16 protein-coding genes are annotated in these 26,979 nt (G+C 72.9%); 4 read left to right on the forward strand and 12 right to left on the reverse strand.

The features are described from left to right. The first annotated feature begins 61 nt into the window (after window positions 1-61). Window positions 62-322: a DUF2180 family protein gene (locus tag ACH4YL_RS00535; RefSeq protein ID WP_398503334.1), complete on the forward strand. Its 261-nt coding sequence runs from the start codon at window positions 62-64 to the stop codon at window positions 320-322. On the opposite strand, the gene ACH4YL_RS00540 is transcribed toward ACH4YL_RS00535, so the two are convergent. The 4 genes from ACH4YL_RS00540 to ACH4YL_RS00555 all read right to left on the reverse strand — a co-directional run bounded on the left by ACH4YL_RS00540 (window position 282) and on the right by ACH4YL_RS00555 (window position 2,896). Next, window positions 282-926 (reverse strand): tetratricopeptide repeat protein, encoded by a 645-nt coding sequence (locus ACH4YL_RS00540; RefSeq protein ID WP_398503336.1) that lies wholly within the window; start codon window positions 924-926, stop codon window positions 282-284. The two genes, ACH4YL_RS00535 and ACH4YL_RS00540, sit on opposite strands and share 41 nt — an antisense overlap. Window positions 927-1,008: 82 nt before the next feature. Beyond that, the gene (locus ACH4YL_RS00545) at window positions 1,009-1,362 is read right to left on the reverse strand and encodes a cupin domain-containing protein (RefSeq protein WP_398503338.1); all 354 of its coding nucleotides are present in this window, start codon (window positions 1,360-1,362) and stop codon (window positions 1,009-1,011) included. Between the two features lie 118 nt (window positions 1,363-1,480). Continuing rightward, window positions 1,481-2,041 carry a dihydrofolate reductase family protein gene (locus ACH4YL_RS00550; RefSeq protein ID WP_398503340.1) on the reverse strand — a complete coding sequence of 187 codons (561 nt, stop codon included), beginning with the start codon at window positions 2,039-2,041 and terminating at the stop codon, window positions 1,481-1,483. Window positions 2,042-2,110: 69 nt separating this feature from the next. Beyond that, window positions 2,111-2,896, reverse strand: a complete 786-nt coding sequence (locus ACH4YL_RS00555; RefSeq protein WP_398503341.1) for a VOC family protein — start codon at window positions 2,894-2,896, stop codon at window positions 2,111-2,113. A 583-nt stretch (window positions 2,897-3,479) separates the two neighbouring features. Between ACH4YL_RS00555 and ACH4YL_RS00560 the strand changes: the two genes are divergently transcribed. Both ACH4YL_RS00560 and ACH4YL_RS00565 read left to right on the forward strand, forming a co-directional pair. Next, on the forward strand, window positions 3,480-5,273 hold the full coding sequence (locus ACH4YL_RS00560) for a S8 family serine peptidase (protein ID WP_398503343.1): 1,794 nt from the start codon (window positions 3,480-3,482) through the stop codon (window positions 5,271-5,273). A 203-nt stretch (window positions 5,274-5,476) separates the two neighbouring features. Further along, window positions 5,477-8,356, forward strand: a complete 2,880-nt coding sequence (locus tag ACH4YL_RS00565) for an AAA family ATPase (protein ID WP_398503345.1) — start codon at window positions 5,477-5,479, stop codon at window positions 8,354-8,356. 37 nt (window positions 8,357-8,393) lie between these two features. Here ACH4YL_RS00565 and ACH4YL_RS00570 read toward each other — a convergent pair whose 3' ends face one another. Beyond that, a complete protein-coding gene (locus ACH4YL_RS00570) occupies window positions 8,394-9,086 on the reverse strand; it encodes a TetR/AcrR family transcriptional regulator (RefSeq protein ID WP_398503347.1) in 693 nt (230 codons plus the stop codon). 145 nt (window positions 9,087-9,231) lie between these two features. Here ACH4YL_RS00570 and ACH4YL_RS00575 point away from each other — a divergent pair, with 145 nt between their 5' ends. Next, entirely contained in the window at window positions 9,232-10,674 is a 1,443-nt protein-coding gene (locus ACH4YL_RS00575; protein WP_398503349.1) for a M6 family metalloprotease domain-containing protein, read from the forward strand. A gap of 4 nt (window positions 10,675-10,678) precedes the next feature. Here ACH4YL_RS00575 and ACH4YL_RS00580 read toward each other — a convergent pair whose 3' ends face one another. From ACH4YL_RS00580 to ACH4YL_RS00610, 7 genes are read right to left on the reverse strand one after another with little or no spacing between them, the layout of a single operon-like run. Continuing rightward, complete coding sequence (locus tag ACH4YL_RS00580; protein WP_398503350.1) at window positions 10,679-11,575, reverse strand: galactokinase; 897 nt, start codon at window positions 11,573-11,575, stop codon at window positions 10,679-10,681. Window positions 11,576-11,580: 5 nt separating this feature from the next. Further along, window positions 11,581-13,443 carry a class I SAM-dependent methyltransferase gene (locus ACH4YL_RS00585; RefSeq protein ID WP_398503352.1) on the reverse strand — a complete coding sequence of 621 codons (1,863 nt, stop codon included), beginning with the start codon at window positions 13,441-13,443 and terminating at the stop codon, window positions 11,581-11,583. Continuing rightward, the gene (locus ACH4YL_RS00590) at window positions 13,440-14,609 is read right to left on the reverse strand and encodes a glycosyltransferase (protein ID WP_398503353.1); all 1,170 of its coding nucleotides are present in this window, start codon (window positions 14,607-14,609) and stop codon (window positions 13,440-13,442) included. Before ACH4YL_RS00590 ends, ACH4YL_RS00585 begins: the two co-directional genes overlap by 4 nt. Next, window positions 14,606-15,421, reverse strand: a complete 816-nt coding sequence (locus tag ACH4YL_RS00595) for an alpha/beta fold hydrolase (protein ID WP_398503354.1) — start codon at window positions 15,419-15,421, stop codon at window positions 14,606-14,608. Before ACH4YL_RS00595 ends, ACH4YL_RS00590 begins: the two co-directional genes overlap by 4 nt. Before the next feature lie 7 nt (window positions 15,422-15,428). Next, complete coding sequence (locus ACH4YL_RS00600) at window positions 15,429-15,731, reverse strand: acyl carrier protein (protein WP_398503356.1); 303 nt, start codon at window positions 15,729-15,731, stop codon at window positions 15,429-15,431. After that, window positions 15,728-20,173, reverse strand: a complete 4,446-nt coding sequence (locus ACH4YL_RS00605; RefSeq protein WP_398503358.1) for a beta-ketoacyl synthase N-terminal-like domain-containing protein — start codon at window positions 20,171-20,173, stop codon at window positions 15,728-15,730. The genes ACH4YL_RS00600 and ACH4YL_RS00605 overlap by 4 nt, the downstream gene beginning before the upstream one ends. After that, window positions 20,166-26,942: an SDR family NAD(P)-dependent oxidoreductase gene (locus ACH4YL_RS00610; RefSeq protein ID WP_398503360.1), complete on the reverse strand. Its 6,777-nt coding sequence runs from the start codon at window positions 26,940-26,942 to the stop codon at window positions 20,166-20,168. The genes ACH4YL_RS00605 and ACH4YL_RS00610 overlap by 8 nt, the downstream gene beginning before the upstream one ends. Window positions 26,943-26,979 lie beyond the last annotated feature (37 nt).

The raw sequence follows: 26,979 nt of genomic DNA on the forward strand, positions 1-26,979 counted from the left end.
CACGTGCTTGACCCACACCGTCCGCCGCCGTATGCAGCCGACGGGAGAGAGGAACCGCTCCATGAACTGCTACGACTGCCAGGCGGCTGACCGTGGCGTGACCGCGGTGGCGATCTGCGGAAGCTGCGGGGCTGCCCTGTGCGCCGTGCACGCGCGGACGACATCGCGGTCAGTCCATCGGGTCAACGGGATGGGCGTGGCCACGCTGCCCCTTGCCGCCCGTCGCATCACCTGCTTCACCTGCGCCAGAGCCGAAACGCAGCTGCAGACCGAGCCGCCCGCTACGTCAGGTTCGAGCGCGCCTCGTCGACCGAGCGCATGATGCCCTTGGCCTCGGCGGCCTCCGCCAGCGTGGCCGCCTCCTCGATCAGGGCCAGCGCGTCAGCACGGCGGTCCTGTCCGACGGCGATGTACGCAAGCCCGACCAGATTGGCCGCGACGCCGGGCAGGAAGCCGATCTCGCGACGGAGCCGCACCGACTCCTCCAAGCGCTCGCGGGCCGCGTCCAGCCGTTCGGCGACATGCTCCGCGATGCCCAGATGTCTCAGTGCGTATGACATGGTCAGCTTGTCGCCCACCGCTGACGCGAGGTCGAGGGAGCGGTCGAATAAGGGGACCGCGGTGTCGTTGTCGCCTTGGACGACCTGGCGGAATATGCCGACCCAGAACAGCGACTCGGCCTCGCCGCGCACATCGCCGAGTTCCCGGTACAGCTCCGCCGCGCGCTGGAACAGCGCCAACTCGGCCGGGTCCTCGGTCCGTTGCTCTAAGAACCGTGCGTGGACGACCCGGCCGCGGGCCAGTGCGAGATCGGCCTCGACCGCGTTCAAGTCCCGGTCGGCGGTTGCCAGTGCACCGCTGTCGCCGCCGAACACAGCGCGCTCATAGAGCAGCCTGGCTCGCGCTATACGTTCGTCCGCACACATCTGTGCCCCCGCCCGTCCGAGTTGTGCGTCGCGTCAGGCGTCCCACGCCGGTCCAGCGCGGATTTGCCCGCCCGCATCCTAACTACGGCAAGGTGATCTGGTACGCCTTGCGCAGGGTCTCGTGGACGGTCCATGTGGTCCGGTCACCCTCGCGCAGCACACACGCGTCACCGGGACCGACGTCGAAAGTGGGGCCGTCCTCCACGGCGACGGTGGCCCGGCCGCTGACGACGACAAAGAACTCGTTCGCCTCGGTGTCGACCACCACCCCCGGAGTGATCTGCCAGATTCCCCGGATGTGCCTGCCGTCCTCGGACTCCCACAGCACCTTGCCGGTCACCTCGGGGGTGCCGGCCACGATCTGCGCGGGGTCGAGGGGGTCCGGCTCCAGGCCGGCGTCGGGGATGTGCACGGCGAAACTGTTCAACGTGGTCATGACGCCGACGCTAAGGCATGCCGTGTGACCCGGGGCAGGGACACAGTGCCGTGCTCCCGGCCCGGCGAGCGGACGGTATGACGACCCCGGGCCGCCGGTCCGACGTCTCCCGCGCCGCCTACGCCCGCTCGAAGGTGAGGATGGTGACGCCGTCGCCCACCACCTTGGAGTCCGCCAGCCGCAGCCGCTTCTTGTCGGTCGTCTCGCCGAAGAGACGCTTCCCGGTCCCGAGGACGACGGGGAAGACCATCAGCCGCAGTTCGTCGACCAGATCGTGCTCGAGGAGCGTCTGCACGAGGCGCGCGCTGCCGTGGACGACGATGTTCCCGTCCTGGGTCTCCTTGAGGTTCGCCACCTCCTCGGCCACATCGCCGCTGAGCACGGTGGAGTTGGCCCACTCGGGCTTGTCGAGCGTCGAGGAGATCACGTACTTGGGCATGCTGTTGAACAGGTCCGCGAACTCGCCCTCACGGGACGGCCAGGCCGCGGCGAATCCCTCGTACGTACGCCGGCCCAGCAGCAGCGCGGCCGTGTCCCGGGTCTCGTCGAGTTTGAACTGGTCGCCCTCGCCGCGGTCGATCTCGAAGCTCCAGCCGTCGTGCTTGAATCCCTCGCCTCCGCCGGGCGCCTCCATGACGCCGTCGATGGAGACGAATTCGGTGACGATGATCCTTGCCATGCTGCTCCTCCTTGCTTGCCGGGCGCGGCGGAGCACCGGGCGGGTGCCCCGCCGCGCCACCGGGACCGCTCAGGCCTCAACACCCCGGATGACGGCCAACGGCGCGCCGAACGGGTCGGCGACCATGGCCATGCGCCCCACGCCCTCCACGTCCATCGGCGGGATGAAGGTGGTGGCGCCCCGCTCGGTCGCCTTGGCGAAAGTGGCGTCGACGTCCGCGACTTCGATGTACGGATGCCACTCGGAGCGCGAGCCCGCCGCCAAGTGCTCCTGCGCGAGCTGCATGATGCCGCCCTGCGAAGCGTCCTGGCCGCCACCCGCCGGAGAGACGACGGTGTAGGCGGTGCCACCCATGTCCATGTCCTCGTAGTCCCAAGAGAAGACCGTGCGGTAGAAGTCCTTCGCGGCCGCCGCGTCCGTGGTGTAGAGCTCGGTCCACGACAGCGAGTTCACATCGGTGACCGCCTCCAGGCCCGTGTTCTCACCTGGCTGCCAGACGGCGAATTCGGCGCCGGTCGGGTCGGTGAACGCCGCCATCCGGCCCGCCGTGAACACGTCGTCCGGCGCCATGCGGACGGTGCCGCCGGCCTGCTCGACGGCCTTGGCCGTGGCGTCGGCGTCGGCGGTCTGGAAGTACGGCGTCCAGGCCGAGGTCGCGCCCTCCTCGGTGAGCGGTCCGACCGCGGCGACGGTCTTCCCGTCCAACTGGAAGAAGCCGTAACCTCCGGCCTCCGGTCCCATGGAGTGCACCTCCCAGCCGAACACGTCCTTGTAGAAGGCGGCGGCGGCCGGAATGTCGGGGGTGCCCAGGTCGAGCCAGTTCGGCGCGCCCGGGACATAGGTGGTCGTCAGCATCGCTGTTCTCCTCCCGCAGGTACGCGGTGGATGACGGATCTGGTCAGGTTTCTTCAGCATGGCAGTCGCCACTGACATCCGCCGTCCCACACGCACGACACCGGGCAACCGGTCGTACGCACGCCGCCGCCACGCACCCGAGCGCCCCGAGCCGTACGCCATCGGGCCACCTAGGTGGCGATATGGACTGATATGGCCCGACGGACCGTCAGCTCACGGGCTACGCGCCGACTTCCGCGCCCAGCACCCCCGGAGGCCGCCCCGGACCCCCGCACGGGGGTGACAAGGGTTTTCCCCGTATCGGGTTCATCTCGCCTTTCCCTACTGTCTGCCGCACCGGCGGATCTCATCCTCTGACTCTTTGATGTCAGGTGCATGTAATTCGTGAGCTCTGTCGGTGGCGGCTCTTGACCAGGGGCCGTCGCGCCGGCGGCGGCGCGCGGGCATACCCGGCCCAGGGGATCACGGATCGCACCCCCACAGCGAACCGCGATTCCTGCGCCGCCGTCGCGCTCCGCGCCGTCAGTTGAAAGGGAACACCGTGAAGCCCTTGAACGGGTCCAGACGGAGACTCATATCCGTCGTGGCCGCCAGCGCCACGATCGCCGCAGTCGCCGCCACGTCCTCCGTGGCACTCGCCGCCAGCCCGACTCCCTCGCCGAAGCCCGCGCCCGCCGCGCAGTCCATGACCGCACTGCCGGCCGCGCCCGTCGAGAAGGTCATCGTCACCTACAAGGCCAGGACGGCCGAGGCCGGCTCCAACGCGGCGGCCAGGACCGACGCCGCGGCCAAGAGCTCAGAGACCGGCGAGAGCCTGTCCTTCGAGCGCCGGCTCGCCGGCGGCGCGGCCCTGGTGGACCTCGGTGGCGAGGCCTCCAAGAAGGACCTCACCGAGGTCATGGACGCCTTCCGCGCCGACGCCTCCGTCGCGACCGTGGAGCCCGACATCCGCGCCTACGCGATGGCGGTCACCCCGAACGACACCGAATACACCAAGCAGTGGGACCTCTTCGAGGCCACCGGCGGCATGAACGTTCCCGGCGCATGGGACAAGAGCACCGGCAGCGGCGTCACCGTCGCCGTCATCGACACCGGCTACGCCGCCCACACGGACCTGGCTGCCAATGTCGTGTCCGGTTACGACTTCATCTCCAGCTCGGCGGACGCACGCGACGGCAACGGCCGCGACAGCGACGCCAAGGACGAAGGCGACTGGAACGCCACGGACGGCGAGTGCGGCGCCGGCTCCAAGGCGAGCGGTTCCTCCTGGCACGGCACTCACGTCGCGGGCACGATCGCGGCAACGACCCACAACAGCAAGGGCGTTGCGGGCATCGCGTACAACTCCAAGGTCCAGCCGGTCCGGGTGCTCGGCAAGTGCGGCGGCTCCTCGTCGGACATCGCCGACGCGATCACCTGGGCGTCCGGCGGCACCGTTCCGGGCGTCGCGGCGAACCCGACCCCGGCCAAGGTCATCAACATGAGCCTCGGCGGCGGCAGCGCGACCTGCCCGAGCGTCTACCAGAACGCCATCAACGGCGCGGTCTCCCGCGGCACGACCGTCGTCGTCGCGGCCGGCAACAGCAACGCCAACGCCTCCGCCTTCACGCCCGCCAACTGCGCCGGCGTGATCAACGTGGCGTCCACCAGCCGTGAGGGCAACCGGTCGTTCTACTCGAACTTCGGCAGCATCATCGACGTCGCCGCGCCCGGCGGCGAGACCCGCCGTGCCACGGACACCCCCGGCACGGTCACCACGCCCGAGAACGGCATCCTCTCCACGCTGAACTCCGGCGCCACCACCCAGTCGGCGGAGAACTACAAGCCGTACCAGGGCACTTCGATGGCCGCTCCGCACATCGCCGGCCTCGCCGCGCTGCTGGAGTCCGCCAAGCCGGCGCTGACCCCGGCCGAGATCGAGTCCGCGATCAAGGCCAACGCCCGCCCGCTGCCCGGCACCTGCACCGGCGGCTGCGGCACCGGGATCGCCGACGCGACCAAGACCGTGAACGCCGTCACCGGGACTCCTGGCGGTGCGACGTTCAGCAACACGGCGGACGTGACGATCGGCGACCTCGCGACCGCCACCTCCAACATCACGGTCACCGGCCGCACCGGCAACGCCCCCGCCGCCCTCAAGGTCGACGTGGACATCAAGCACACCTGGCGCGGCGACCTGGTCATCGACCTCATCGCGCCGGACGGCACCGTACGCAACCTCAAGGCCTCGTCGTCCTCCGACAGCGCCGACAACGTGCTGGCGACGTACACCGTCGACGCGTCCAGCGAGGTCGCCAACGGTGTGTGGAAGCTGCAGGTCCGGGATGTGGCTTCGGGTGACACCGGCTACATCAACAGCTGGGGCCTCACCTTCTAGAACCAGCTGCCTCAACTGCATCATGGCTGGTCAGGGGCGCGTTCGCGGCAAAATGCCGCGGGCGCGCCCTGCCGCTCGTCCGGCCGCGGACGTCCACGGCTGTCCGCATGCCGGACACCGGGCCTGGACTGCGGCGGCTCGCTCCGTATTCTCTGCTCCCACGGGCAGGGGACCCGGGCAGGCCAGAAGGGGGTGGCGGATACGTGACGACGCCATACCTCCCTCTACGCCCTGCGGGCGCGGGGGGACCCCCAGCGCCGGTCGGGCGCGAGGAGATCCTCGCCCGGCTCGAGCGAGTCCTGCACAGCCGCGGGCGCGCCCTGCTCACCGGCCCCGCCGGGGTCGGCAAGACCGAAGTCGCACTGGCCACCGCCACGCGCGCCGAGTCCCGCGGCGAGCGGGTGCTGTGGCTGGCCACGCTGCCGGCCGACCGGGACATACCCGGGGCGGCCGCCGCCGCCCTCGTCGCGTCCATAGCGGCCTGCGTCTCCTGGCCCGCGGGCCGGGCCCACGGCGGCTCCGGCGCGCACGACATCCTCGAAGGGCTGCCCGGTCCGCAGCGGACCGCTGTCGCCATGCTCTGCCGCGAGGCGCCGATCCCCGAGGGCGGCTGGGACCCGATCGCCCTGCGGCTGGCCCTCGCCCAGACTCTCCGTACGCTCGCCGCGCAGGGCCCGGTCCTGCTGGTCGTCGACGGTGTGCAGCTCATCGACGCCGACAGCGCCGACCTGCTGCGTTTCGCCCTGCATCTGGCTCCGCAGACGCTGCGGGTCATCGCCGTCGAGACACCTGAGGCGTACGGCCCGGACGGTCCGGCGACCGACCCGGCCGGCGGCGGCCCGCAGCCGCTCTGGGTGCCGTCCGAGGCCGACGTCCTGAACGTGGCGCCGCTGCACGCCGACGAGATCGCCGAACTCCTCATCCACCACCGGCTGCCGTCCCGGATGGCCGGCCGCATTCACAAGGCCAGCGGCGGCAATCCACGGCTCGCGCTCGCCGTCGGCCGGTCGCTGGCCGACGCGCGGACGCCGGTGCACCACGCCGAAGCGCTGTCCCTGTCCGGCCGCGCCCGCGATCTCGCACGGCAGCTCCTCGGCGTCGCCTCCCCCGCCGTCCGCGCCACGCTGCTGCTGGCCGCACTTGCGCTGCGCCCCACGGCGTCGCTGGTCCGCCGCGCCGGCCGCCCCACAGCCGAGGCGGATCTCGCCGCCGCCGAGCGCGCGAATCTCATCTCGCTCAAGGAGGACGGCACGGTCGCCTTCACGGCCGGTGTCCTGCCGTCCACGCTGGTGCACGACGCCTGCTGGAACGAACGCAGCGGCGGTCACGCGGCGCTCGCGCGCGTGGTGGACGATCCCGTCGAGGCGGTACGGCACCGGGCACTGGCCACGGACGTCCCCGACGAGCATCTCGCGGCGGAGGTGGCTGCGGCCGCCGAGACGGCGCGCCGCCGCGGGAACAGCGCACTCGCCGCCGAACTGGCCCTGCTCGCCGCCGAGTCGACGCCCGTGAACAACGGCACCCAGCGGCTCTCCCGGCTGGTCGACGCCGCCGAGGAGGCCGCCCGCGCGGCCCGCGCGGACCTAGCGATGCGGGCTGCGACCGATCTTCTCGCCCGCGACGCCGCGCCCACCGACCGGGTTCGCGCACGGCTCGCGGTGCTCGACACGGCCGGACAGGGGCTGACCGACCTCGACGAGATCTATGTGCACGCCATGGAGGACTCCGAGGACGACACGGCGCTGCGGGCGGCGGTCCAGCTCCGTCTTGCGGTGAAGTACGTGCTGGCCGACGGCGATCCGGTACGGTCCAGGGCCGCGGCCGTCGAATCCGCCGCGCTCGCAGGCTCGGTGGGCGACCGGCAGACGGCGTCGCGCGCGCTGACCGTGCAGGCCCGCATGGACCGGGTGCTCGGCTCGCCGGACGCGGAGCGGGTGCTCGCCGAGGCACGGGCGCTCGAGGTGTTCGAGCGGCCGCTGGGCATCCGTAACGCCGCCCAGATACTGACGATCCGTCATGCGCTGTTCGACGACCGGCTGTCCGACGCACGCGACCAGCTCAACGCGCTGCTGCCGCTGGTCGAACGGCGCGGCCCGGTCGAGGACGCCATCGAACTCTTCCGTACGCTCGCCGAGGTCGAGGCCCGGCAGGGCCAGTGCGCCGCGGCGCTCTCGCACGCCGGGCGGTCGCTCGCGCTGACGTTGGAGGCCGGGCTCTCGCCGGGGCCCGCCTGGTACGCACTGGCCCTCGCGGAGACCGCGGGCGGCAGCTTCGCCCGCGCCGCGAGCTACGCCCGGCGCAGCGTCCAGGCATCCGAGGAGGAGGGCGACCATGTCTTTCTCTCCCGCAGCCTGTACGCACTGGGCAGGGTCCAGCTCGTGGCCGGAGACGTGGCGAACGCCCTGGAGACGCTGCGCCGGGTGCAGGCCGCCGAGCTCGCCCAGTCGACGGTCGACCCGTCGATGCTGCGCTGGCACGAGGAGCTCGCGGAGGCGCTGCTGGCGAATGACGCCCCGGAGGAGGCCGCGGCCCTGCTCGCCGATGTGCGTCCCGTCGCGGAACGCCTGGGCCGGGCAACGGTGTTGCTCGGCTGCGACCGGGCGTACGCGCTCTATCTGGCGGCGGGCGGCGGCTACGAGGAAGCGGCGGATCTGCTGACCCGCACCGCCGACCACTGTGCCGCGGCGGGTCTGCCGCTGGAGCGGGGCCGGGCGCTGGTCGCGCTCGCCCGCGTCGAGCGCCGCCGGCGCAGACGGTCGGCCGCGCAGAACGCACTGCAGGCGGCGGCCGCGGTCTTCGAGCGGGCCGGCGCGCTGCCCTGGCTGGCGCTGTCGACCGAGGCGCCCTCGCGCCCGGCCGAGCCCGACCAGGCCCGCGGCGGCGCCCCCGCGGCCCTCACGGAGGCGGAGCTGCGCCTCGCCCTGCTGGTCCGCGAGGGCGCGAGCAATCAGGAGGCGGCGGCCAAGCTGTACCTGAGCGTGAAGACGGTCGAGGCACGGCTCACCCGCATCTACCAGAAGCTGGACGTCCGTTCGCGTGCGCAGCTCGCCAGCGCGTTGAACGCCTGGCCGGCGGCCGACTGAGGTCCCGTCATCGTCACCGTCACCGACGTCGTCATCGTCATCGCTGGTCGCCGGGCGTCAGGCGCTCGAGGAGCGCGTCGACGCCGGCCGTGAGCTGGGCCTCGCCGCCGCGGACCGCCAGCGCGGGCCCCAAGGCCCGGAGGTTGGGGAAGTCACGGGCCGGAAGGCGGTGCAGACCGAGACGGAAGGCTGGGTCCGGCTCGTCCGGGTCGTCGATCACCTCGCGCAGCTCGACGACGACATAGCCGAGGACCCAGGAGACGAAGGCCCGGTACAGCGTCAGAGCGTCGGCGTCGCTCAGGCCCGATGCACGCAGGATGGCGAGCAGCCGTTCGTGGCAGCGCAGGACCGACAGCGGTCTGCGCGTCAAAGGGACGGTCAGCGGGCGGGTCGCCACGAGCGGCACGACGTGGGGGTGGGCGAGCGCGACCCGGTACATCGCCAGCGCGATCACCTTCAGCGCCTCGCGCCGTTCGGTCGCGGTCACCGTGGTGTCGCCGACGGCCGCCGCCCTGGCAAGGCTCTCCTCCAGCTCGATGAAGATCGTCTCGACGAGACCGTCGAGCAGGTCGTCCTTGCTCGGCGTGTAGCGGTACAGGGCCATCGGCTCGACGCCGAGCTCGTCGGCGACCCGCCGCATGCTCAGGCCCGCGAGCCCTTCCTCATCCACGATCCGGAGCGCCGCGCCCAGGACGCGCTCCCGGGTCAGACGGGTCCGGCCACCGTTCATGCGCTCACCTCCCCGGGCGGATTTCCGGACCTTGACGTGGTCGGGAAACAGGAGCAGCGTTGTACGTATACGACATAAACGTCTGAAGTAAGCATACGACGCAAAACGTCACATCCGTTTCCTTCGAGGCAAGTGAGTGGTCGACATGCGACAGACAGTCAGGCCCCTGAATCCCCGGCTCCAGCACACCGGCCCCTGCCGGGTGCCCCTGTCGCCCAAGGCACTGGCCGATCTCTACGCCCAGTTCCTCGGGCTCAAGGACCAGCGCAGGCTGCCGGAGCGCATCACGTTCGAGGACTACTACTGGTCCTGGCGCTCCGGGCGGCGCGGCGAGAGCGGCGTCGGGCTCGACGACGGCGCGGTCTCCCTGGGGCCGAGCACCGAGAAGCAGCTGATCACCCGGCCGGACACACCGCTGAAGGGCGACATCGACACTCTGGTGCTGCTGGTCGACTTCCCCGACCGCCCGCACGATCCGGATCTCGATCCCACCCACTTCGACCGGATGCTCTTCAGCTCCGGCACCTTCCCGACCGGCAGCATGCGGGACTTCTACCGGCAGATCAGCGGCTTCGATCCGGCGGCGGACACCGGCATCGACATCCAGGGCGAGGTGCACGGCTGGTTCCGGCTGCCGCAGACGCTGTCCTTCTACGCGGACGGGAACTCGGGCACGAACGAGACGGGCTTCCCCCGCAACTCCCAGGGCATGGCCCGGGACGCCGTACGGGCCGCGCTCGCCGAAGGCATCGACTTCACCCGCTACGACGTGCTCGGCGAGGGCATGGTCACCGCGCTGTTCATCATCCACGCGGGACGCGGAGCGGAGGAGACGCGCAAGGCAGGCGACCTCTGGAGCCTCAAGTGGGGCATACCCAGAGGCGTGAAGGTCGGCCCGAACCTGGATGTGCACACCTTCCTCACCGTGCCCGAGGACTGCGCCATGGGCGTCTGCGCCCACGAGTGGGGCCATCTCGCGGCGCGCTGGGCCGACTTCTACGACACCGGGCAGCTCGAGGCCCGCGTCTCCAACGGCCTCGGCGACTACTGCCTGATGGCTTCCGGCAACTGGGGCGACTCGGGCCTGACGCCGTGTCTGCCCAATCCGATGCTCCGGATGTTCCACGGCTGGACCGAACCCGAGCTGGTCACCGAGACCAGGAACGGCATCGTGCTGCGGCCGGCGGCCGAAGGCGGCAACAGCGCCTTCATACAGAACGCCGGGCGGATGAAGGACTCGCAGTACGTGTTCGTCGAGTACCGGCGCAGCCGGGGCCAGGACGCGTTCCTGCCGGACCAGGGCGTCGCCGTGTACGTCGTCGACGAGGCCATCGAGGACGTCAACGACGAGTCGGCGCTCGCCATCGAACTGCTCCAGGCCGACGGCCGTCGCGACCTCGCCAGGATCTTCGGCCGCGGCAACCGCGGTGACGCCGACGACCTCTACCCGTCCAACGGCAGGACGACCATCGGCGAGACCACGGTCCCCGCTCTCAGCCTGCCCGACGGACGCTGGACCGGAGTGACCGTGAAGGTCGCGGGCACTCCCGGGGCGGACACGATGACGATCGACGTGACCCTCGACTGACCGCTCACTCCTCCCGGCGGGCCGCGCCCGCCACGGTGATGTTCACCAGCCGCGGTACGCGCAGTCCGCGGGCGCGGAACTCCTCGGCCACGGCGGTACGGACATCCGTCAGCCGCTCCCGCGGCAGCAGGACCATGGCGCTGCGCTCCGGCCGCCGCCCGGGCCACCAGGCGGCCGTCGCACCGGCACGCCGTGCGCAGGCCACCGCGCGCTCGATCTCGTCCGGCTCGGGGTCGTCGCCGCGGGTCACCAGCAGCGTGAGACGGGCGCCGTGGGCGTCCGGGTCGAAGCGGACTCGCTGCCGAGGGCCGCGTCCGAGCAGCAGCGCCCGCCCGGGCCGCGCGAACAGCGCCGCCTCGCGCAGCACTTCGTCCCCCTCGGGGACGGCCGCCCGGGCCAGCGCGGCCAGCCTGCCGCGCGGCAGCCGGCCTCTGGCGCGGCCGGCGTGCAGATCGGCGACCGCCAGCGCGACGGCGCACTCCAGCGGTTCGGCGCTGGAAAGCCCGGTCGCCGCGGTCAGCGTGGAGTGGATGTGCAGGTCGAGGCCGCCTCTGCCGTATCCGACGCGGGCCAGGGCGCGCAGCAGCGCGTAGGTGCGAGCCGCCCACTCGGGGTGCGGCAACGGCGGTCCGCTGAGCGGGAGTTCACAGCTGTGTGCGGGATGCGCGAGCGAACTCAGCCGTACGATCCCGTCGTCGCGCGGCGCGGCGGCGGCGGCCACCGGCCACCCGGCCGCGGCGACGAGCCGTGGCGACCCGAGATGGAAGGCGTGCGGAGCGCTCCACACGGTGGCGGGCGGCTGGTCGTGGGCGGCCTCGAGGGCGTAGGCGACCAGCCGGAAGAGAGGGTCGGCGGTGTGCCGGCGGGCGATGCCGAGCGGCCCGATCGGCTCAGGGCTCACCGCCGTCACCTCGCCCCGTGGAGCGGCGGTGTGCGGCGGGCCAGCAGGCGGTAGGCGTTGCCGCCGCTGCCTGTGGCACGGGCGGCCGCCGCGCGGGCCTTGTCCAGGACCGCCGCCGCGGCGAAGCACGGCAGTGCCGCCGTCCAGACGCCACGGCGGATCGCCCGGCCGGTCAGCGTCGCGCTGCCGGGACCCCAGGGGGCGTACGGATTGGGCGCGATCCGGTTCGCGACGAGAAGGACCGCGCCGACGAAGTCGCACGCCTGGTGGGCCGCGCCGTGTTCCTCGGCCAGCACGGTGAATCCGCGGGCTTCCAGCGCGTCACGGAGGTTGGAGATCGGCATGAGGTGCTGGTGCTGGGGCTGGAACAAGGGGATCCAGTACGGGCTGAGCAGGCGGCCGAGGCGTGACTCGGGGTCGGGGAGCTCGATCAGCAGGTGCCCGCCGGGCGGCAACACCTGTGCGGCGGCGTCGAGTTCGGCGAACGGGTCCCGGGTGTGCTCCAGATAGTGATGCATGCTGATCGTGTCGTAGCGGTGCACGAGCCCGGCAGCGAGCTCCGGGAACTGCCCGCAGTGCGCCGTTTCGATCCAGCCCCGGGCCTCGGCGCCACGCACCTCCGCGCCCATGTCGAGGCCGTCGAAGCGGGTGTCGGGCCAGACCTCGCGCGCGCTGTTGCAGAAGTGGCCGTGCCCGGTGCCCACATCGAGCCAGGCGGACGGTGTGCCGAAGGGCTTGAGCATTTCCGCGCGTCCCAGATACGAGCGGCCCATCGTGCCGAACACGTGGGAGGCGCTGCCGACGCTGAGGCCGTCGTAGAAGTCGCGGTAGTAGAAGTCGAGTCCGTCCAGGGACAGGCGCGGGTTCTGGAACACATGCCCGCAACCCCCGCACTCCTCCAGGGTGAAGCTGCCCGGCTTGGCCTGGAACAGATCGGGCATGTGGGTGCGTACGGACAGATCGGCGGAGCCGCACCACGGGCAGTCGGGGCGGCGCGGTTCGAAGAACCGCTCGGTGCCGGCCTTGAGTTCGGCCGCGTAGAGGGGCCGCAGCGCTTCCATCTCCGGCGAAAGACCGGCCGGTGACGGGTTGCCGCTGGTGGCCGTACGCACCGCGATGTGGAGGGAGTGGAGGGGCCGCGCCGCGGTGACGCGTGGCAGATCCGCCGGACGCAGCGGGCTGTCCGGACCGCCGAGGATCAGCGAGGGCTGCAACCAGTACAGCGCGAGGGCCGCAGCACCCCAGCGGCCGTCCTTCACGGCCGTGCGAGCCAGCAGGGCGAGACCGGCCAGCTGGCCCGCGGTCACCAGGCCGGGAGGCAGTCCTTGGGCACGTAGCTCCGTTGCCCGCCGCGCGGGTTCGTAGGCCGGGACGGCCAGGCCCGGAGCGATGGCGATGCCCGTGGTGGCCGGGGCGTATTCCTTCAGACGGCCCAGCAGAGTGTGCAGTTCGGCGGCGGCGAAGTCGCCGTCGGTCTCGACGCCGGCGCGAGCACGGACGTCCTCGGCGACAAGCACCGCCTGTCCCGCGCCGCGCGGCTGGGTCGTGCGTGTATAGCGTCCGCCGCCGACCTCGAGCAGGCGCAGCAGGCCGAGTGCACGTTCCGCGTCGAGGCTGCCCGGCAGCAGGTCGAGGACCTCGAGCCCGGTGCGTTCCGCGTAGGCGACGGCGGCGCTCACCGTGGCCTTGTCGACCGCGACACCCTGGGCGGTGAGCAGGTGCCACCCGTCCGTGGGGTGAGAGTCGGCGGTCACATCCAGGACGGGTACGGCGGCCAGCCGGCGGCGGGCACGCATCGTGCCCGCGGTGAGGCCCGCCAGGACGGCGATTGCGGTCCAGGGGACGCGGCGGGTACGAGACGGTGTCATGACAGCTTCTCCAACCTGTCGGCCGCGGCCGCGGCGCCGCCGGCCGCCGCGAAGGATGCCTGGATGCGGCGGGCGGCCCGCCGGTGGTGCGGATTGTCGAGCACCGCGGTGAGCGCGGCGTGGATCTCGTCGGCACGAGGCCGGCCGAAGCGCACCCGGATTCCGGCTCCGGCCGCCGCGACCTGCTGGGCGATGATCGGCTGGTCGTCCCGTACCGGCGCCACCACCAGCGGCAGGCCGTGGGCGAGCGACTCGCAGACGGTGTTGTGCCCGCCGTGACAGATCACGGCGTCGAGATGCGGCAGCAGGGCGAGTTGGGGGACGTACTCCTGGAGCAGGACCTGGTCCTCGCGCACCTCGCCGACCACGTCCGCGGGCGCTGTGACGATCAGCTGCACCTCGCCGGCCAGGCGCTCCGCGGCCGTCAGGACGGCTGCGTAGAAGCGGCCGCCCGCCTCCCTGTTCAGTGTGCCGAGCGAGACCAGCACCCGGCGTCGTACGGGATCCAGTCGCCGCCACGGGAACGACGCGGGGTCGGACGGACGGGAGCCCAGGGCGGGTCCCACAAAGGCGTGGTGATCGGGGAACGCGCCGTCCCCGCCGACCAGTTCAGGAGTGGAGAAGGCCAGCACGAGCCGGTCCGAGAACCGCGGATCCCAGCCGGCGGGCGCTCCGCAGTCGGCGAGGAATGCATTGATCCGATCCGTCACCCACTCCCCCACCTTCGGGAATCCTGCGAACGGCCCGGTGAACTCGGCCGTGGTCGTCGCGGACGTCACCCACGGCAGTCCGCGCCGCCGCGCGACCACGGCCCCGGCGAGCGCCTGCTGATCGACTACGAGCACATCGGGGCCGTACGCGTCGACCGCCGCCTCCACTCCGGGAACCATGGCGTGGGCGAGCGGGATCAGCGCCTCCTCCCACAGGAAGCGCAGAGCGGCCACGCCGCGCAGATCGCGCCAGCGGCCGTGCAGCGCGCCATAGCCTCCGGGTCCGGCGTGGTCGCCGGACGGGAGGAGCGTGACGTGGGCGGGCAGCAGGCCGGACAGGACTTCGGCGGGTCCGGTCCACGCGACCTGGTGTCCGCGCGCGGTGAGTTCGGCGGCGACGGCGACGGTCGGATTGACGTGTCCGGCCAGCGGCGGCACGACGAACAGCGCTCTCATACGGTCACCGCCTCGGGCTGCCGGCGGGCGGCGGCGGCCAGCCGGTCGAGCACGACCCGACGGAGCTCGTCGGTGCCTCCCTGCAGTACGTCGTGGCCCAGGCCGGGCAGGACACGGACGGTGCAGTCGGGTGCGTGGCGGGCCAGTTCCTCGGCACCGGGGACGAGTTCGGAGTGCTCACCGCACACGGCAAGCACCGGACGGCGCAGATGAGCGAAGTCCTCGGCGGTGAAAGGCCGGCCCGCCGCGATGTCGTCGATCAGCGACGTGCGGTTGAGGAGTTCGTCGGCGGTCGCCGTCAGCCGGGCGGCCTTGCGCGCCCCGAGCGAGGCGAGCTCCTTCGGGACCTGGCTGCCTTCGAGGTCCAGAGCCGCGACGGAGAGCGTGTCGAGCATGTTCTCGATCCACGGGCCGCTGAGCGGAGCCTCGATCAGGATCAGACCGGCGACGAGATCCGGCCGCGCAAGCGCGGTACGCAGCGCGATCGTGCCGCCGTAGCTGTTGCCGACGAGGGTCACCGGGCGGGTGTCGAGCCCGAGGGCTCCGAGCAGGGCGGTCAGGTCCTGCACGGCAGTGCCGGTGTCGTAGCCGGTGGGCGGGCGCTCGGTGCGGCCGTGGCCGCGGAGGTCGTACAGGACGGTGTCGTGCCCGGCCCGGGCGGCCGGGACGGCGAGGGTGGCGTAGAAGCTGGAGAGGTTGTCGACGACCAGGCCGTGGAGGAAGACGGCGGTCGCGCCCACGTCACCGGACACGTCGGCGGCCGGCAGCCGCTGGACATGGAAACGCAGGGAGTTGGCGAGGATCTCGGCCATCGCGTGCTCAGCCGGCCGGAGCCGACACGGGTGTGCCGGAGATATGGGCCACGAGGTCGCCGACCGTCATCGCCAGGATCTCCTCCATGTCCTTCTCGGCCAGGAAGGAGATCAGGTCCACCGCGGTGCCGTACCGCTGCTGGAGCAGTTCGGCGAGCGCGACGAACTCGATGCTCTCCAGCGCCAGGTCCTCGTTGAAGGTGGTGGCGAACGTGACTTCGTCCGCGAGGAGGAACTCGTCGCCGACGGTCTGCACGAGCATCGTGGTGATCTCGGCGAGTATGCGTTCCGCCGTGGGGTCGGATGTCATGGCTGGGCTCCGTCCGGGTCGGGGGTGGGGGGTACGGTCCAGGCGACGACGTGCGGGGTGGGTGCGGTGTCCGGCCGGGACAGGTTGTGCACGCTCTCGTCGTGCACGGTTGCGGTGCGTACCGCATGGGCGCGGCCGTCCGGGGAGACCACGCGGAGCCCGGCCGGCCCGTCGGTGACGGTCCATTGCCGCAGGCGTCCGCCCAGGCCCGTGCCCTCCGCCTTGGCCGCAGCCTCCTTGGCGCACCAGAGCGTGGTGAGCGCGTGCGCCTCGCCGTGTCCGTCGCGGGCGGCGAGCTGTCCGGCGAGGTGCCGTTCTTCGGCGGTGAGCGCGATACGGCTCAGGGCGGCCGGGTCCTCGGTGACGGTCTCGATGTCGATGCCGACGGCGTGAGCGGGGTGCGCGTAGGCCACCGCGAGGCGGTCCTTGTGGGCCAGCGAGAGCCGCAGCCCGGCGGCGAGCGGGCCCTCTGGGTAGGGGCGGCCCGCCTCGTCGTTGCCAACGGTGACCTCCACCGGGAAGAGCGGGCCGGCGCCGCGGTCCCAGAGGAGCCCGCGTACGGCGTCCTTCGCGGCGATCCGGCCGAGCAGCCAGGCGGCGCGGGCTCGCGGCGCCCGCTGCTCGTACACGGCCCGCTCGGCGGCCCCGAGATAGCGCCGCATCACCAGCTCCTGCGAGGCGGGATCGGTCCAGCGGCGCCGGGCCAGACACCAGCCGCCGGGCTGTGGCTCGCCGATGCCGCAGATCTCCGGCGTGAACTTCATCGGCCACACCCGCTCGTCGGCGGCGAACCGCCGGTATGTCCAGCCGTCCAGCCGGGCCAGCACGGTGCCGTCGGCACGGACGAGCTCCACGTCACCCTGGACGGAGTCCGCCCGCACCGAGCGGATGCGGGCGGTGGCGCGGATCAGCGAGCCGTCGCGAGGTACGGGCCCGTACAGGCTGACCCGCTCCAGCGACGCGGGAAACACCAGCCGGTCGACCGGCAGCCGCAACTGCATCCAGTGGCCGAGGAGTTGACCGGCCGCGTCCAATAGCGCGCCGGGAGCCGGCAGGGCGCGCAGCACTCCGCGGATGCCGTTGTCGGCGACGGCGGTCACCTCGTGGACACCGGCGAAGGCGGGACCGTGGAACATCCACCGGTCGCGGTAGAGGGCTTCGGCGCTGACAGGAGGCGGGCCTTCGCGGGTCAGCGCGGAGGGATCGGGCGCGGGAGCGGTGGGATGGCCGGCGTCGAGAACGACGGTGACGCTCGCGCACCCGCCGATCTCGACGCGTACGCGCCCGCCTGCGGGCTCCGGCGTCACGGCGAACTCCGCGTCCACGGGCGGCGCGACGGGCAGCCAGCGCAGCGCCCGTACGTCCTCGAAACCGGCGACGGTCGTGGTCTGCCCGGTCGCCTCGCGTGCGGCGTCCGCGGCGAGGTCGAGGAGGGTGGTCATGGGCACGACGGGGAAGCGGTCGGAGGGTTCGGGCCAGGCGTCGGGCTGGAGATAGACGCAGTGGTCGCGGACGTAGGGCATCGTGTCGAGCGACAGCCGCCGGGTCGTGGCTCTGTGCGCGGGCGGAGTACGACAGCCGTCGGCGACGGCGCGGGCCGCGTCTTCGGCCTCGTCGAGCACGGCGTCGAGGGCGGACAGCAGCCTGGGCCGGGCGGCGAGCCGAGTGCGGGCGGTCCGGGACGGACCGGCCAGTTGGAGCGCGGGCGCGGCGGCACCGAGACGGATGAGAGGCGAGCCGAGATCGAGAGGCAGGGAGCCGGTCGCGGCGGCGACGGGCTTCGCGACGGCGGCTGCGGCCGTAGCCGCCGGCTCGGTGCTCATCAGGGCAACGGACTCCGGTTCGTGCCCGGCCAGACCGTTCCAGCGGACGTCCCGGCCCTCCGTCCACAGCGCCGCCGCCAGCGAGCGGAGTTGGGCCAGGCCCCCGTCACCTCGGGACGCACCGGCCGAGACCGCCAGGTGGGGGCGGCCGTGCAAGGTGTCCGAGACGAAGCCCGGGATGCTGCCCGGTCCCAGCTGGACGAAGGCACGCACGCCCTCCGCGTACAGGCGGGTCGTCAGCTCCCGGAAACGCACCGGCTCCAGCAGGTGGCGGAGCACCACATCCCGTACCTCGCGCTCGTCCTCGGGGTACGGCGCGACCGTGGTCGCAGACCAGACCGGCAGCGTCGGGGGCCGCAGCGGCAGTCGGCCGAACGCGGCACGGACCTGGTCGAGGTACGGCGCCCACATCGGCGTATGGAAACCCGAACGGAACGGGAGCTCCTGCGTGAGCACACCCTGACCCGCCAGCCGTCGCAGCGCCTCCCGCACCGGGCCCCTTTCGCCGCAGAGCACCGACTGATGGGGACAGTTGTCATGGCTCACGGCCACCGAGTCCAGGCCCTCCAACGCCTCGGCGGCCTGCCCCGATCCGCAGCCGAGGGCCGCGTACACCAGATCCGGAACATCGAGATCGCCCGGCCGCAGCGAGTCCAGGAAGGTGTCGACGGCCCGCTGCGGATACATTCCGGCGGCCACCATCGCGGTCCACTCGCCGAGGCTGTGACCGGCCAGCAGGTCGGCCTCGATGCCGAGTTCCGGCAGGACGCGGGCGAAGAAACGGCCGACGGCGATGGCGTCCACCGCCCGCTCCATCAGCGTGCCGCCGCCGGTCAGGGCGGGCCGGGACAGGCCGAAGTGGTCGGCGACGTCATCGACGTACGGCGCGAAGTCCGGCTCCAGGCCCGGGAAGACGAAGGCCAGCCGGCCGTCGCGCGCGAGCAGTGGGCTCGGCGTGAACCAGACGCCGCCGCGCCCGCGCCACGGCTTTCCGCGGGCGACGACCGCGGCGGCCAGCGCCCGGCGCTTCGGGGTCAGTCCGAGGATCGCGAGACGGCAGGGACCGTCCTGTCTCGGCCCGGCCTGAGGCAGCGCCTCGACCATGCGGGCGAGTTCGGCGGGCGTCGCGGCGGCCAGCAGCGTGACATCGGCCGATACGGACTGTCGGGCGCGGCCGGCAGGCACGACCGCTCCCGGTGCCTCCTCCAGCACCACATGGGCGTTGATCCCGCCGAAGCCGAACGCGTTCACCCCGGCGCGCCGCGGCGCGCTCCCCCGCCGCCAGGGCTCCGCCGCCGTCACCGGACGCATCCGCGTCGCGGCAAAGCCCTCGTGCGGCTCGTCCAGATGGAGAGTCGGCGGCAGCGTTCCGTGGTGCAGTGCGAGTACCGCCTTGATCAGCCCGGCCATCCCGGACGCTTGCATGGTGTGGCCGAGCATCGACTTCACCGAACCCATGGCCACCGGTTCGGCGCCCGGTGCGGGCGGGCCGAACACCTTGGCGAGTGTGGCGAGTTCGGCCTCGTCGCCGACCGGCGTTCCGGTGCCGTGGGCCTCGAGCAGGCCGAGCGCGTCGGGCGCTGTCGGATCGAGGCCGGCCGCCGACCAGGCCTTTTGCAGAGCACGGACCTGGCCGTCGACCAGCGGGCTCATCAGGCTCGCGGCCCGGCCGTCGCCCGCGACGCCGACTCCTCGTACGACGGCATAGACGCGGTCTCCGTCGCGTTCGGCATCGGCCAGACGTTTGAGGACTACGACGCCGGTGCCTTCGGACAGCAGTGTGCCGTCGGCGCGGCGGTCGAACGGGCGGATGTGCTGGCTCGGACTGAGCGCCCGCAACTGCGTGAAGACGCTCCAGAGCGTGGCGATATGGCAGTGGTGCACGGCTCCGGCGGCCACCACGTCGCAACTCCCGCTCGCCAGCAGGCCGACCGCCTGCTCGACGGCGATCAGCGACGAGGCGCAGGCGGCGTCGAGCGTGTAGGCGGGGCCGCGGAAGTCGAGCCGGTTGGCGGCGCGGGCCGCGGTGAAGCTCGGCACGAGGCCGATGGACGCCTCCGGCTGTTCGGGACCGAGTCCGGCCTGGAAGGCATCGCGCACGGCGGCGATCCTGTCCTCGCCGAGTTCGGGTGCGAGTTCGCGCAGGGTCGCGGCGAGCTGGTGAGCGGTGCGTACGCGCTGGTCCAGCCGGGCGGTGGCGACGCCCATGAAGCCGCCGCGGCCGAGGATCACACCGATGCGGGACCGGTCGGCGGGCAGCCGCTCCTCGCCGCCCGCGTCGGCCACGGCCTCGGCGATCACGCGCAGCGCGAGCAGCTGATCGGGCTCCGCACCGGCCACGGCGGCGGGCATGATGCCGAAACGGGTCGGGTCGAAGGCCGTGAGGTCGTCGATGAATCCGCCGCGCCGGCAGTAGAAGCGGTCGCTCCGGGCGAGGCCTTGCGACCCGCCCGGGTCGTAATAGACCTCAGGGTCCCAGCGGTCGGGCGGCACGTCGCTGATCGCGTCGGTGCCGGCGAAGAGATTGCGCCGGTATGCGCTCAGGTCTCCCGCTCCGGGGAAGACCGCGCCCATCCCGACGATGGCGGCGTCGGTGGGGCGCGGCCCGCCGTCAGCCATGCGAGCCGTCCCCGGCCAGGAGCACGACCTGTCCCTCGGTGCCGTGTGCCAGCTCCGCGAGGAACGCCTCGGTTCCCGCAGCCGGATCGAGGAGCGGGATGCCGCGGCTCGCGTACATCCGTGCCAGCTCCGGTGTGACCATGCCGCCGGCCTCGGCCGCCCACGGGCCCCAGTCGACGGCCAGCACTCGGCCCGGGAAACGGCGCGACCAGGCAGGGGTGGCGGCGAGCGTGTCCAGGGCCTCGTTGGCGGCCGCGTAGTCGCCCTGACCACGGTTGCCGAAGACGCCGGCGACGCTGCCGAAGAGCACGAGGAAGCCGGGGACCGGTCCGTCGCCGTGGTCGGCGGCGGCGCGGGCGAGGTGGCGGGCGCCGTCGACCTTGGTCGCGAAGACCCGCGCAAAGGATGCCGGGTCCTTGTCGGCGAGCAGCCTGTCCTCGATGGTTCCGGCGCCGTGCACGATGCCGTCGAGACGGCCGTGGCGGGTGCGGATGTCGTGGACGACGGCGTGCACTGCTGCGGCGTCGGTCACGTCTGCCACGTGGTAACGCACAGAGGCGGCCGTGCTGTTGAGGGCGGCGAGCGCGGCACGGACCTCCCGTGCGGCAAGGACGCGGGTCGCGGCGTCCTCTATCTCGGCGGGTGTGCGCAGGCCCTTCCCGAACAGGGCGGCACGCAGGGACACGCGGTCGTGGGCATGGGCGACGGCCGGGTCCTCGGCGTCGTCGGGCCGTGGTGTGCGGCCGATGAGTTCGATGTGGCAGCCGGTCGCGTCGGCGAGGGCGAGGGCCGTACGGGCGGTGATGCCGCGGGCTCCTCCGGAGAGCAGGACTACGGCGTCGGGGCCGATCGGGAGCGGTGGCGTCGGTCCGGTGACCGGCAGTGGTGCGGAGGCGGTGCGCAGGGTGTTGCGGGTGCCGTTGGTGTAGCCGATGACCAACGGCTCATCGGGCGCGCACAGTTCGGCGATCAGATGCGCGGCGATCCGCTCGGGTCGGTCCTTGGGGTCGACGTCGACGGCACGTACGGCGGTTCCGGGGTGTTCGATCGCCGCGGTCCGGGCGAAGCCGTACAGTCCGGCGCCGGGGACGGGGTCGGGCGAGCCGGTCCGGCCGAAGTCTCCGCCGCGGCCGGTGACGAGCAGGAGCCGGTGCGTTCCCGCGGCCAGGATGTCGCGCAACGCGGCGAAGCTCTCCGGGAGCACGGGAACGGGGGCGGGCCGCAGGGCGCTGAGGTCCACCACCCCGTCCGCTCCGGCGGCGTCCGCGAGCCGGTCCGGGTGGAGGGTGCGCACCTCCGCGCCGTGGGACTCCAGCGCGGCGGCGAGGGCCGCGGCGACCCCGAGCCCGTCGTCGACGACGGCGAGCCGCAGTCCGGGGAGCACGTCGGCGGGGTTGCGGGCGTCGGGCGGTGCGACGGGGACGACTTCGACGACCAGCCGGTCGGGCCGGGCGGGCCGCGGGACGGAGGGCGCCCCGCTGCCCGCTGGGGTCAGGGCCGGGCCCGGTCGCGGCGCGCCCTGGTCGGCGGCCGGCACAGGTCCCGTGGCCGCGACAGGTTCCGCCGCCGCGTCCCGCGTCACGATCCAGTCGACGATCCCCCCGATGGTCTTCAGCCGCGACAGTTCCTCGACAGCCGACTCCGCCGGGCCGTCCGCCCCGCGCGGGAGTCCGATCCGGTCGGCCAGCGCGCCGATGATCTCCACTCGCTTGATGGAGTCGACCGACAGATCGGCCTCCAGATCCAGCGTCGGGTCGAGCATCTCCCTCGGGTAGCCGGTGCGGACATGGACGATTTCCAGGACCGCGTCCAGGAGTTGTTCGGGCGTCAGAGGAGGAGCACCGGCAGCAGGCTCCTCGGAGACCGGTCGCACCGAAAGCGGCACCGGAACCGGCCCCGCCTGCGGCTCCGGCAGCCGTTCCGGCACAGCCCTCGGAGCCGCTTCCGCTCCCAAGTAGCCCAGCAGCACGTCCCGTTGCGCGGCCACCAGTTCCCGTGCCCCGCGCAAGTACTCCAGGACCGCGTCCTCACGGCGGTCCACGGTCTCCGCCGCCGGACGAACCGGCGTCACGCGCTGCGCGGGGAGCAGTCCGCCGGCCACCGGAACGCCGTCCGCCGTGCGGACGAGATGGCCGTCGACCAGCCATCCGGCCCGGCGCGGCGGCTCGGCGGGCAGCGCCGAGGCGCGGCCGGCGAACAAGGGCTCCGGGTCGAACGGCACGCCGGCCGCGGCGAGTTCGCCCAGCGCGCTCACCAGGCGGGTCAGACCGCGTTCGCCCACGATGTCGATCGGTACCGCGGTGTGCGGCCGGTCGCCGAGGATGCGGCCCACCAGGCCGGTGAGCACCCTGCCCGGGCCCGCCTCCACGAAGGTCCGCACGCCAGACGCGTACATCGCTTCGATCTGTTCGGCGAACCGCACGGGTTCGGCGAGCTGACGCGCCAAGAGCGCCCGTACGGACGCGGCCTGAACCGGGTAAGGGCTCGCGGTCGTGTTGGACCACACCGGGAGCGCGGGACCGGCGACGGACGAAGCGGCCAGCTCCCTCTCCAGCGCATCCGCCGCGCCGGCGACGACCTCGCTGTGGAAGGCGCAGGCGACCGGGATGCGTTCGGCCCTGATTCCGCTGTCCCGCAGCGTGCCGATCGCGGCTTCGACCGCGGCGGTCGGGCCGGATATGACGCTCTGCGCCGGGGCGTTGTGGTTGGCGAGGACGCATCCGGGCGGCAGTTCGGGCAGCTCACTCGGCGCCGCGGACACCGCGGCCATCGCTCCCGGGTCGTCGCCCGCGGCGGCGAGGATCGCCTGAGCGCGTCGGTCGCTGAGCCGCAGCAGGGTCTTGGTGTCGTACGCGCCGGCGGCCCAGAGCGCGACGAGTTCGCCGTACGAGTGACCGGCGGTGCAGTCGGGCCGTATGCCCAGCGAGGTGAGCAGCTGGTGCGCGGCGGCGCCCGCGATGCCGAGCGCGGGCTGCGCGGTGCGGGTGTCGGTGACGGCGGCGCGCTGGGCGGCGCGCTCCTCGGCGGTGAAGGCCGCGGGCGGGAACATCGCGGCCGCGAGGCGCGGATCCGCCTCGTACAACAGCCCGCGCAGGTGGGGAAAGGCGATGAAGAGATCGTTCAGCATGCCCGGCCGCTGGCTGCCCTGGCCCGGGAAGAGGAAGGCGGTCCGGCCGCCCGGCGCGGGCGCGTCGTCGCGTACGTGGATCCCGTCGCCGGCCGTGAAGGAGCGGGCGTTGCCCAGCTTGGCGGCCAGGTCGTCGAGGTCCGTGGCGACGACCGCGACCTGGACGGCTCCCTCGCCGCGCGAGGCCTCCGCGGCGAGGTCGCGCAGCGGCCACGGCCGTCCGGCCGCGTCGTTCTGCTCCAGTCGCGCGGCCAGACGGTCAAAGGCACCGAGCGCGGCGGCCCGGTCGGCTCCGCGGAAGCAGAACAGCTCTGCGGGCCAGGCGTCCAGTCCGTGCTCGGGCTCGCCGCCGCCGTGACCGTCTCCGTGTCCGGCCAGAACCGCGTGGTAGTTGGTGCCGCCGAAACCGAAGGCGCTGACGCCCGCGAGCCGCCTTTCCGCGGGCGAGGTCCACGGCCTGGCCTCGGTGTCGAAGCAGAAGGGGCTGGCGTCGGGCTTCCAGTCCGGGTTGGGGCTGGTCAGATGCAGGGTCGGCGGCCGCACGCCGGAGTGCACGGCCCGTGCCGCCTTGATCAGCCCGGCCAGGCCCGCCGCACATTTGGTGTGGCCGAGCTGCGACTTGACCGAGCCGAGCGAGCAGAAACCCGCCCGGGAGTCTTTGAAGACCTCGGTGAGGACGGCCAGTTCGGTGCTGTCGCCGACGACGGTGCCGGTGCCGTGTGCTTCCACGAGTCCGATCTCGGCGGGTGCGACTCCGGCGCGCCGGTAGGCGCGTTCCAGTGCCCGTCGCTGCCCCTCGGGCCGGGGCGCGGTGAGGCCGAGGGAGCGTCCGTCGCTGGACGCGCCGACGGCCTTGACGACGGCGTAGATGCGGTCGCCGTCGCGCTCGGCGTCCGCGAGGCGTTTGAGCACGACGCAGGCGACGCCTTCGCCGAGCGCGATGCCGTCGGCGGACGCGTCGAAGGGCCGGCAGCGGCCGGTGGGCGACAGGGCACGTACGGAGGCGAACATCAGGTAGTCGTTGATGCCGTTGTGCACATCGGCGCCGCCGCAGAGCACCATGTCGCTGTCCCGGTCGCGCAGTTGCTTGCAGGCCAGGTCGAGTGCGGCGAGCGAGGACGCGCAGGCGGCGTCGACGGTGCAGTTGGCGCCGCCGAGGTCGAGGCGGTTGGCGACGCGTCCGGCGATGACGTTCGCGAGGACGCCGGGGAAGGAGTCCTCGGTCAGCTTGGGTAACTGCTCGTCGAGTGCGGGCGGCAGTTCGCCGAGATAGCCGGGGTGCAGGGCGCGGAATCCGTACGCACCCGCGAGATCGGTGCCCGCTTCGGCCCCGAAGACGACCGAGGTGCGGGAACGGTCGAACTGCCTCCGGCCCGCGTATCCGGCGTCGGCGAGTGCGCGCGCGGCGATGTCGAGTGCGAGCAGCTGCACCGGTTCGATGCTGCCGAGCGAGGCGGGAGCGATGCCGTGCGTGAGCGCGTCGAACGGTGCCGCCGGCAGGAAACCGCCCCACCGCGACGGGGTCCGCTCGCCCGCGCGTGCCGGGTCGGCGTCGTAGTGGACCTCGGGATCCCAGCGGTCGGCGGGGACTTCGGTGACCGAGTCGGTGCCGGCGACGATGTTGGACCAGTACGTGGCGAGATCGTCGGCGCCGGGATAGCGGCAGGCCATGCCGACGACGGCGATGTCCAGCGGCTGGGCGGGCTCGGGCGCCTGCGCCGCGGCCCGCAGCTGCTCATGTCGCTCTTCCAGCAGCCGTGTTGCGCCGTCGGTGACCTGGGTGTGCAGTTCGGCGACGGTGGTGATGGCGGTGCGTGCGGCGGCGATCTGGCCGAGCATGTACAGGCCCTCACCGCGCTGCTCGGCCTCGTTCACCGGCACGAGTCCGGTCTCGGTGCGGCGCAGGCCCTTGCTGGCGAGCCGCAGCCGTCCGAGGTTGAGTTGCTCCAGCTCGGCCCAGATCTCGCTCTGGCTCGCGCCGTCCTGCCGCAGCCGTTGCGCGGTGGCGGTGAAGGCGTCGACGTACGGCGTGGTGGCGCACCGGGTCGCATGGCCCGGGGAGGTGTGCAGCAGCGTGGTGGCCTCGCAGCCGATCGCTTCCTGCTGGAAGCCCGGCAGTACGGCTCCGGCGGTGACGGCCTCCTCGGTGAACAGGTAGGCGGTGCCCATGAGGACGCCGATCCGGGCGCCGCGTTCGGCCAGCGGGCCGGCGGCCGCCATGGCCATCGCGGCCGACCGCTCGTCGTGGATGCCGCCGGCGAAGAGCACGTCGAGTTCGGCGGCGTACGGGCACGAGAGCAGCCGCTCGATCTGTTCCTCCCAGAGCGGGAAGGCGGCGCGCGGGCCGATGTGGCCGCCGCACTCCAGCCCTTCGAAGACGAACCGCCGCGCGCCTTCGGCGAGGAACTGCTCCAGCAGGCCTGGTGAGGGCACATGAAGATAGGTCCGGGTGCCTGCGGCCTCCAGCGGAGCGGCCTGGGCGGGCCGGCCGCCGGCGATGATCGCGTACGGAGGCCGTGCGTCGGCGACCGCGGCGAGCTGTTCGCGGCGCAGTTCGTCGGGTGCGAAGCCGAGCAGTCCGACGCCCCAGTCGCGGCCGGCCAGGCGTGCGGCGGTCTCGGTGAGCAGTTCGCGTACGTCGGGGCCGTTCATCACGGCCAGCGCGAGAAAGGGCAGCCCGCCCGACTGGGCCACGGCGCAGGCGAAGGCGGGCCGGTCGCTGACGCGGGTCATGGGTCCTTGGGCGACGGGCAGATGGCCGTCGCCGGGGCGTGGCCGGAGCGGACGGGCCCGTACGGCCGCCTCGAGGTGGTCGGTGATGGCCGCTCGCACCGCCTGCACGACTGAGCCGGTGGTGCGGTGGCGCTCGGCCAGCCGGGCGGCGGCCGCTCCGTCCTGGCCGACGGGCAGCGGCTGGGTGTGCAGGCCGCGGGCGCCGAGCTGTTCGGCGACTTCGCCGTGAACGGGTGCCAGGTCGGGGCGGATGTAGACGCGGTGGCCGCCGACGACTGCCGTTTCGCTGCCGTCCATGGCCCGGATCGCGGCCTCGACGTCGGCGGGCAGTCCGTTCGCGCCTTCGGTGGTGAGCGCGAGCTGGCTGTCGAGCACGACGCCGGCGGCTCCGCCCGCGACGGCCGCGGCGGCCGTGTGCGGCCCGATGCCTCCTGCCGCATGGACGGGCACGGTCAACTCGATGTCGGACAGCAGTAGTTGAAGCAGCACGAACGTGGTGAGTTCGCCGACGCGGCCGCCGGCCTCGTGCCCTTTGGCGACCAGCCCGGACGCTCCGGCGGCGACGGCGGCCCGGGCCTCGGCGACGTCGACGACCTCGGCCCATACCCTGCGCGCGCCCCACCCGCTGGTTCCGCTGCGCCAGTGCTCTGCGGCGAGCAGGACGGTGTCCACTGCGTCGGGCAGTTCGCCCGGTGCGACGGGGCATCCGGCCGGTATTCGTACGCCGTACCGTCCGCGCAGCTCGTCCATCGCGGCCCGTGCCCGTTCGCGGTCCCTGCCGAGGTCGAGCAGGCCCAGCGCACCGGCGCGTTCCGCGGCCGCGACCAGCCGCGCGTTGGGCTCTTCGAACGGGCTCACCACGACGACGAGATCCCGGGCGGCACGGCGGAGGGTGGGGTGAGGGATCACGGGCTCTCCTTGGGTTCCGAGCAGGGCCGGGCGAGGG

Origin of the sequence: Streptomyces sp. NPDC020681 (assembly GCF_044334895.1) — a bacterium.
Classification (GTDB): Bacteria; Actinomycetota; Actinomycetes; order Streptomycetales; family Streptomycetaceae; genus Streptomyces.

What these genes read in the sequence shown, in the direction of transcription:
- ACH4YL_RS00535 (WP_398503334.1), top strand. Translation starts at nt 62, where the DNA reads ATGAACTGCTACGACTGCCAGGCGGCTGACCGTGGCGTGACCGCGGTG.
- ACH4YL_RS00540 (WP_398503336.1), bottom strand. Translation starts at nt 926, where the DNA reads ATGTGTGCGGACGAACGTATAGCGCGAGCCAGGCTGCTCTATGAGCGC.
- ACH4YL_RS00545 (WP_398503338.1), bottom strand. Translation starts at nt 1,362, where the DNA reads ATGACCACGTTGAACAGTTTCGCCGTGCACATCCCCGACGCCGGCCTG.
- ACH4YL_RS00550 (WP_398503340.1), bottom strand. Translation starts at nt 2,041, where the DNA reads ATGGCAAGGATCATCGTCACCGAATTCGTCTCCATCGACGGCGTCATG.
- ACH4YL_RS00555 (WP_398503341.1), bottom strand. Translation starts at nt 2,896, where the DNA reads ATGCTGACGACCACCTATGTCCCGGGCGCGCCGAACTGGCTCGACCTG.
- ACH4YL_RS00570 (WP_398503347.1), bottom strand. Translation starts at nt 9,086, where the DNA reads ATGAACGGTGGCCGGACCCGTCTGACCCGGGAGCGCGTCCTGGGCGCG.
- ACH4YL_RS00575 (WP_398503349.1), top strand. Translation starts at nt 9,232, where the DNA reads ATGCGACAGACAGTCAGGCCCCTGAATCCCCGGCTCCAGCACACCGGC.
- ACH4YL_RS00585 (WP_398503352.1), bottom strand. Translation starts at nt 13,443, where the DNA reads ATGACACCGTCTCGTACCCGCCGCGTCCCCTGGACCGCAATCGCCGTC.
- ACH4YL_RS00590 (WP_398503353.1), bottom strand. Translation starts at nt 14,609, where the DNA reads ATGAGAGCGCTGTTCGTCGTGCCGCCGCTGGCCGGACACGTCAATCCG.
- ACH4YL_RS00595 (WP_398503354.1), bottom strand. Translation starts at nt 15,421, where the DNA reads ATGGCCGAGATCCTCGCCAACTCCCTGCGTTTCCATGTCCAGCGGCTG.
- ACH4YL_RS00600 (WP_398503356.1), bottom strand. Translation starts at nt 15,731, where the DNA reads ATGACATCCGACCCCACGGCGGAACGCATACTCGCCGAGATCACCACG.
- ACH4YL_RS00605 (WP_398503358.1), bottom strand. Translation starts at nt 20,173, where the DNA reads ATGGCTGACGGCGGGCCGCGCCCCACCGACGCCGCCATCGTCGGGATG.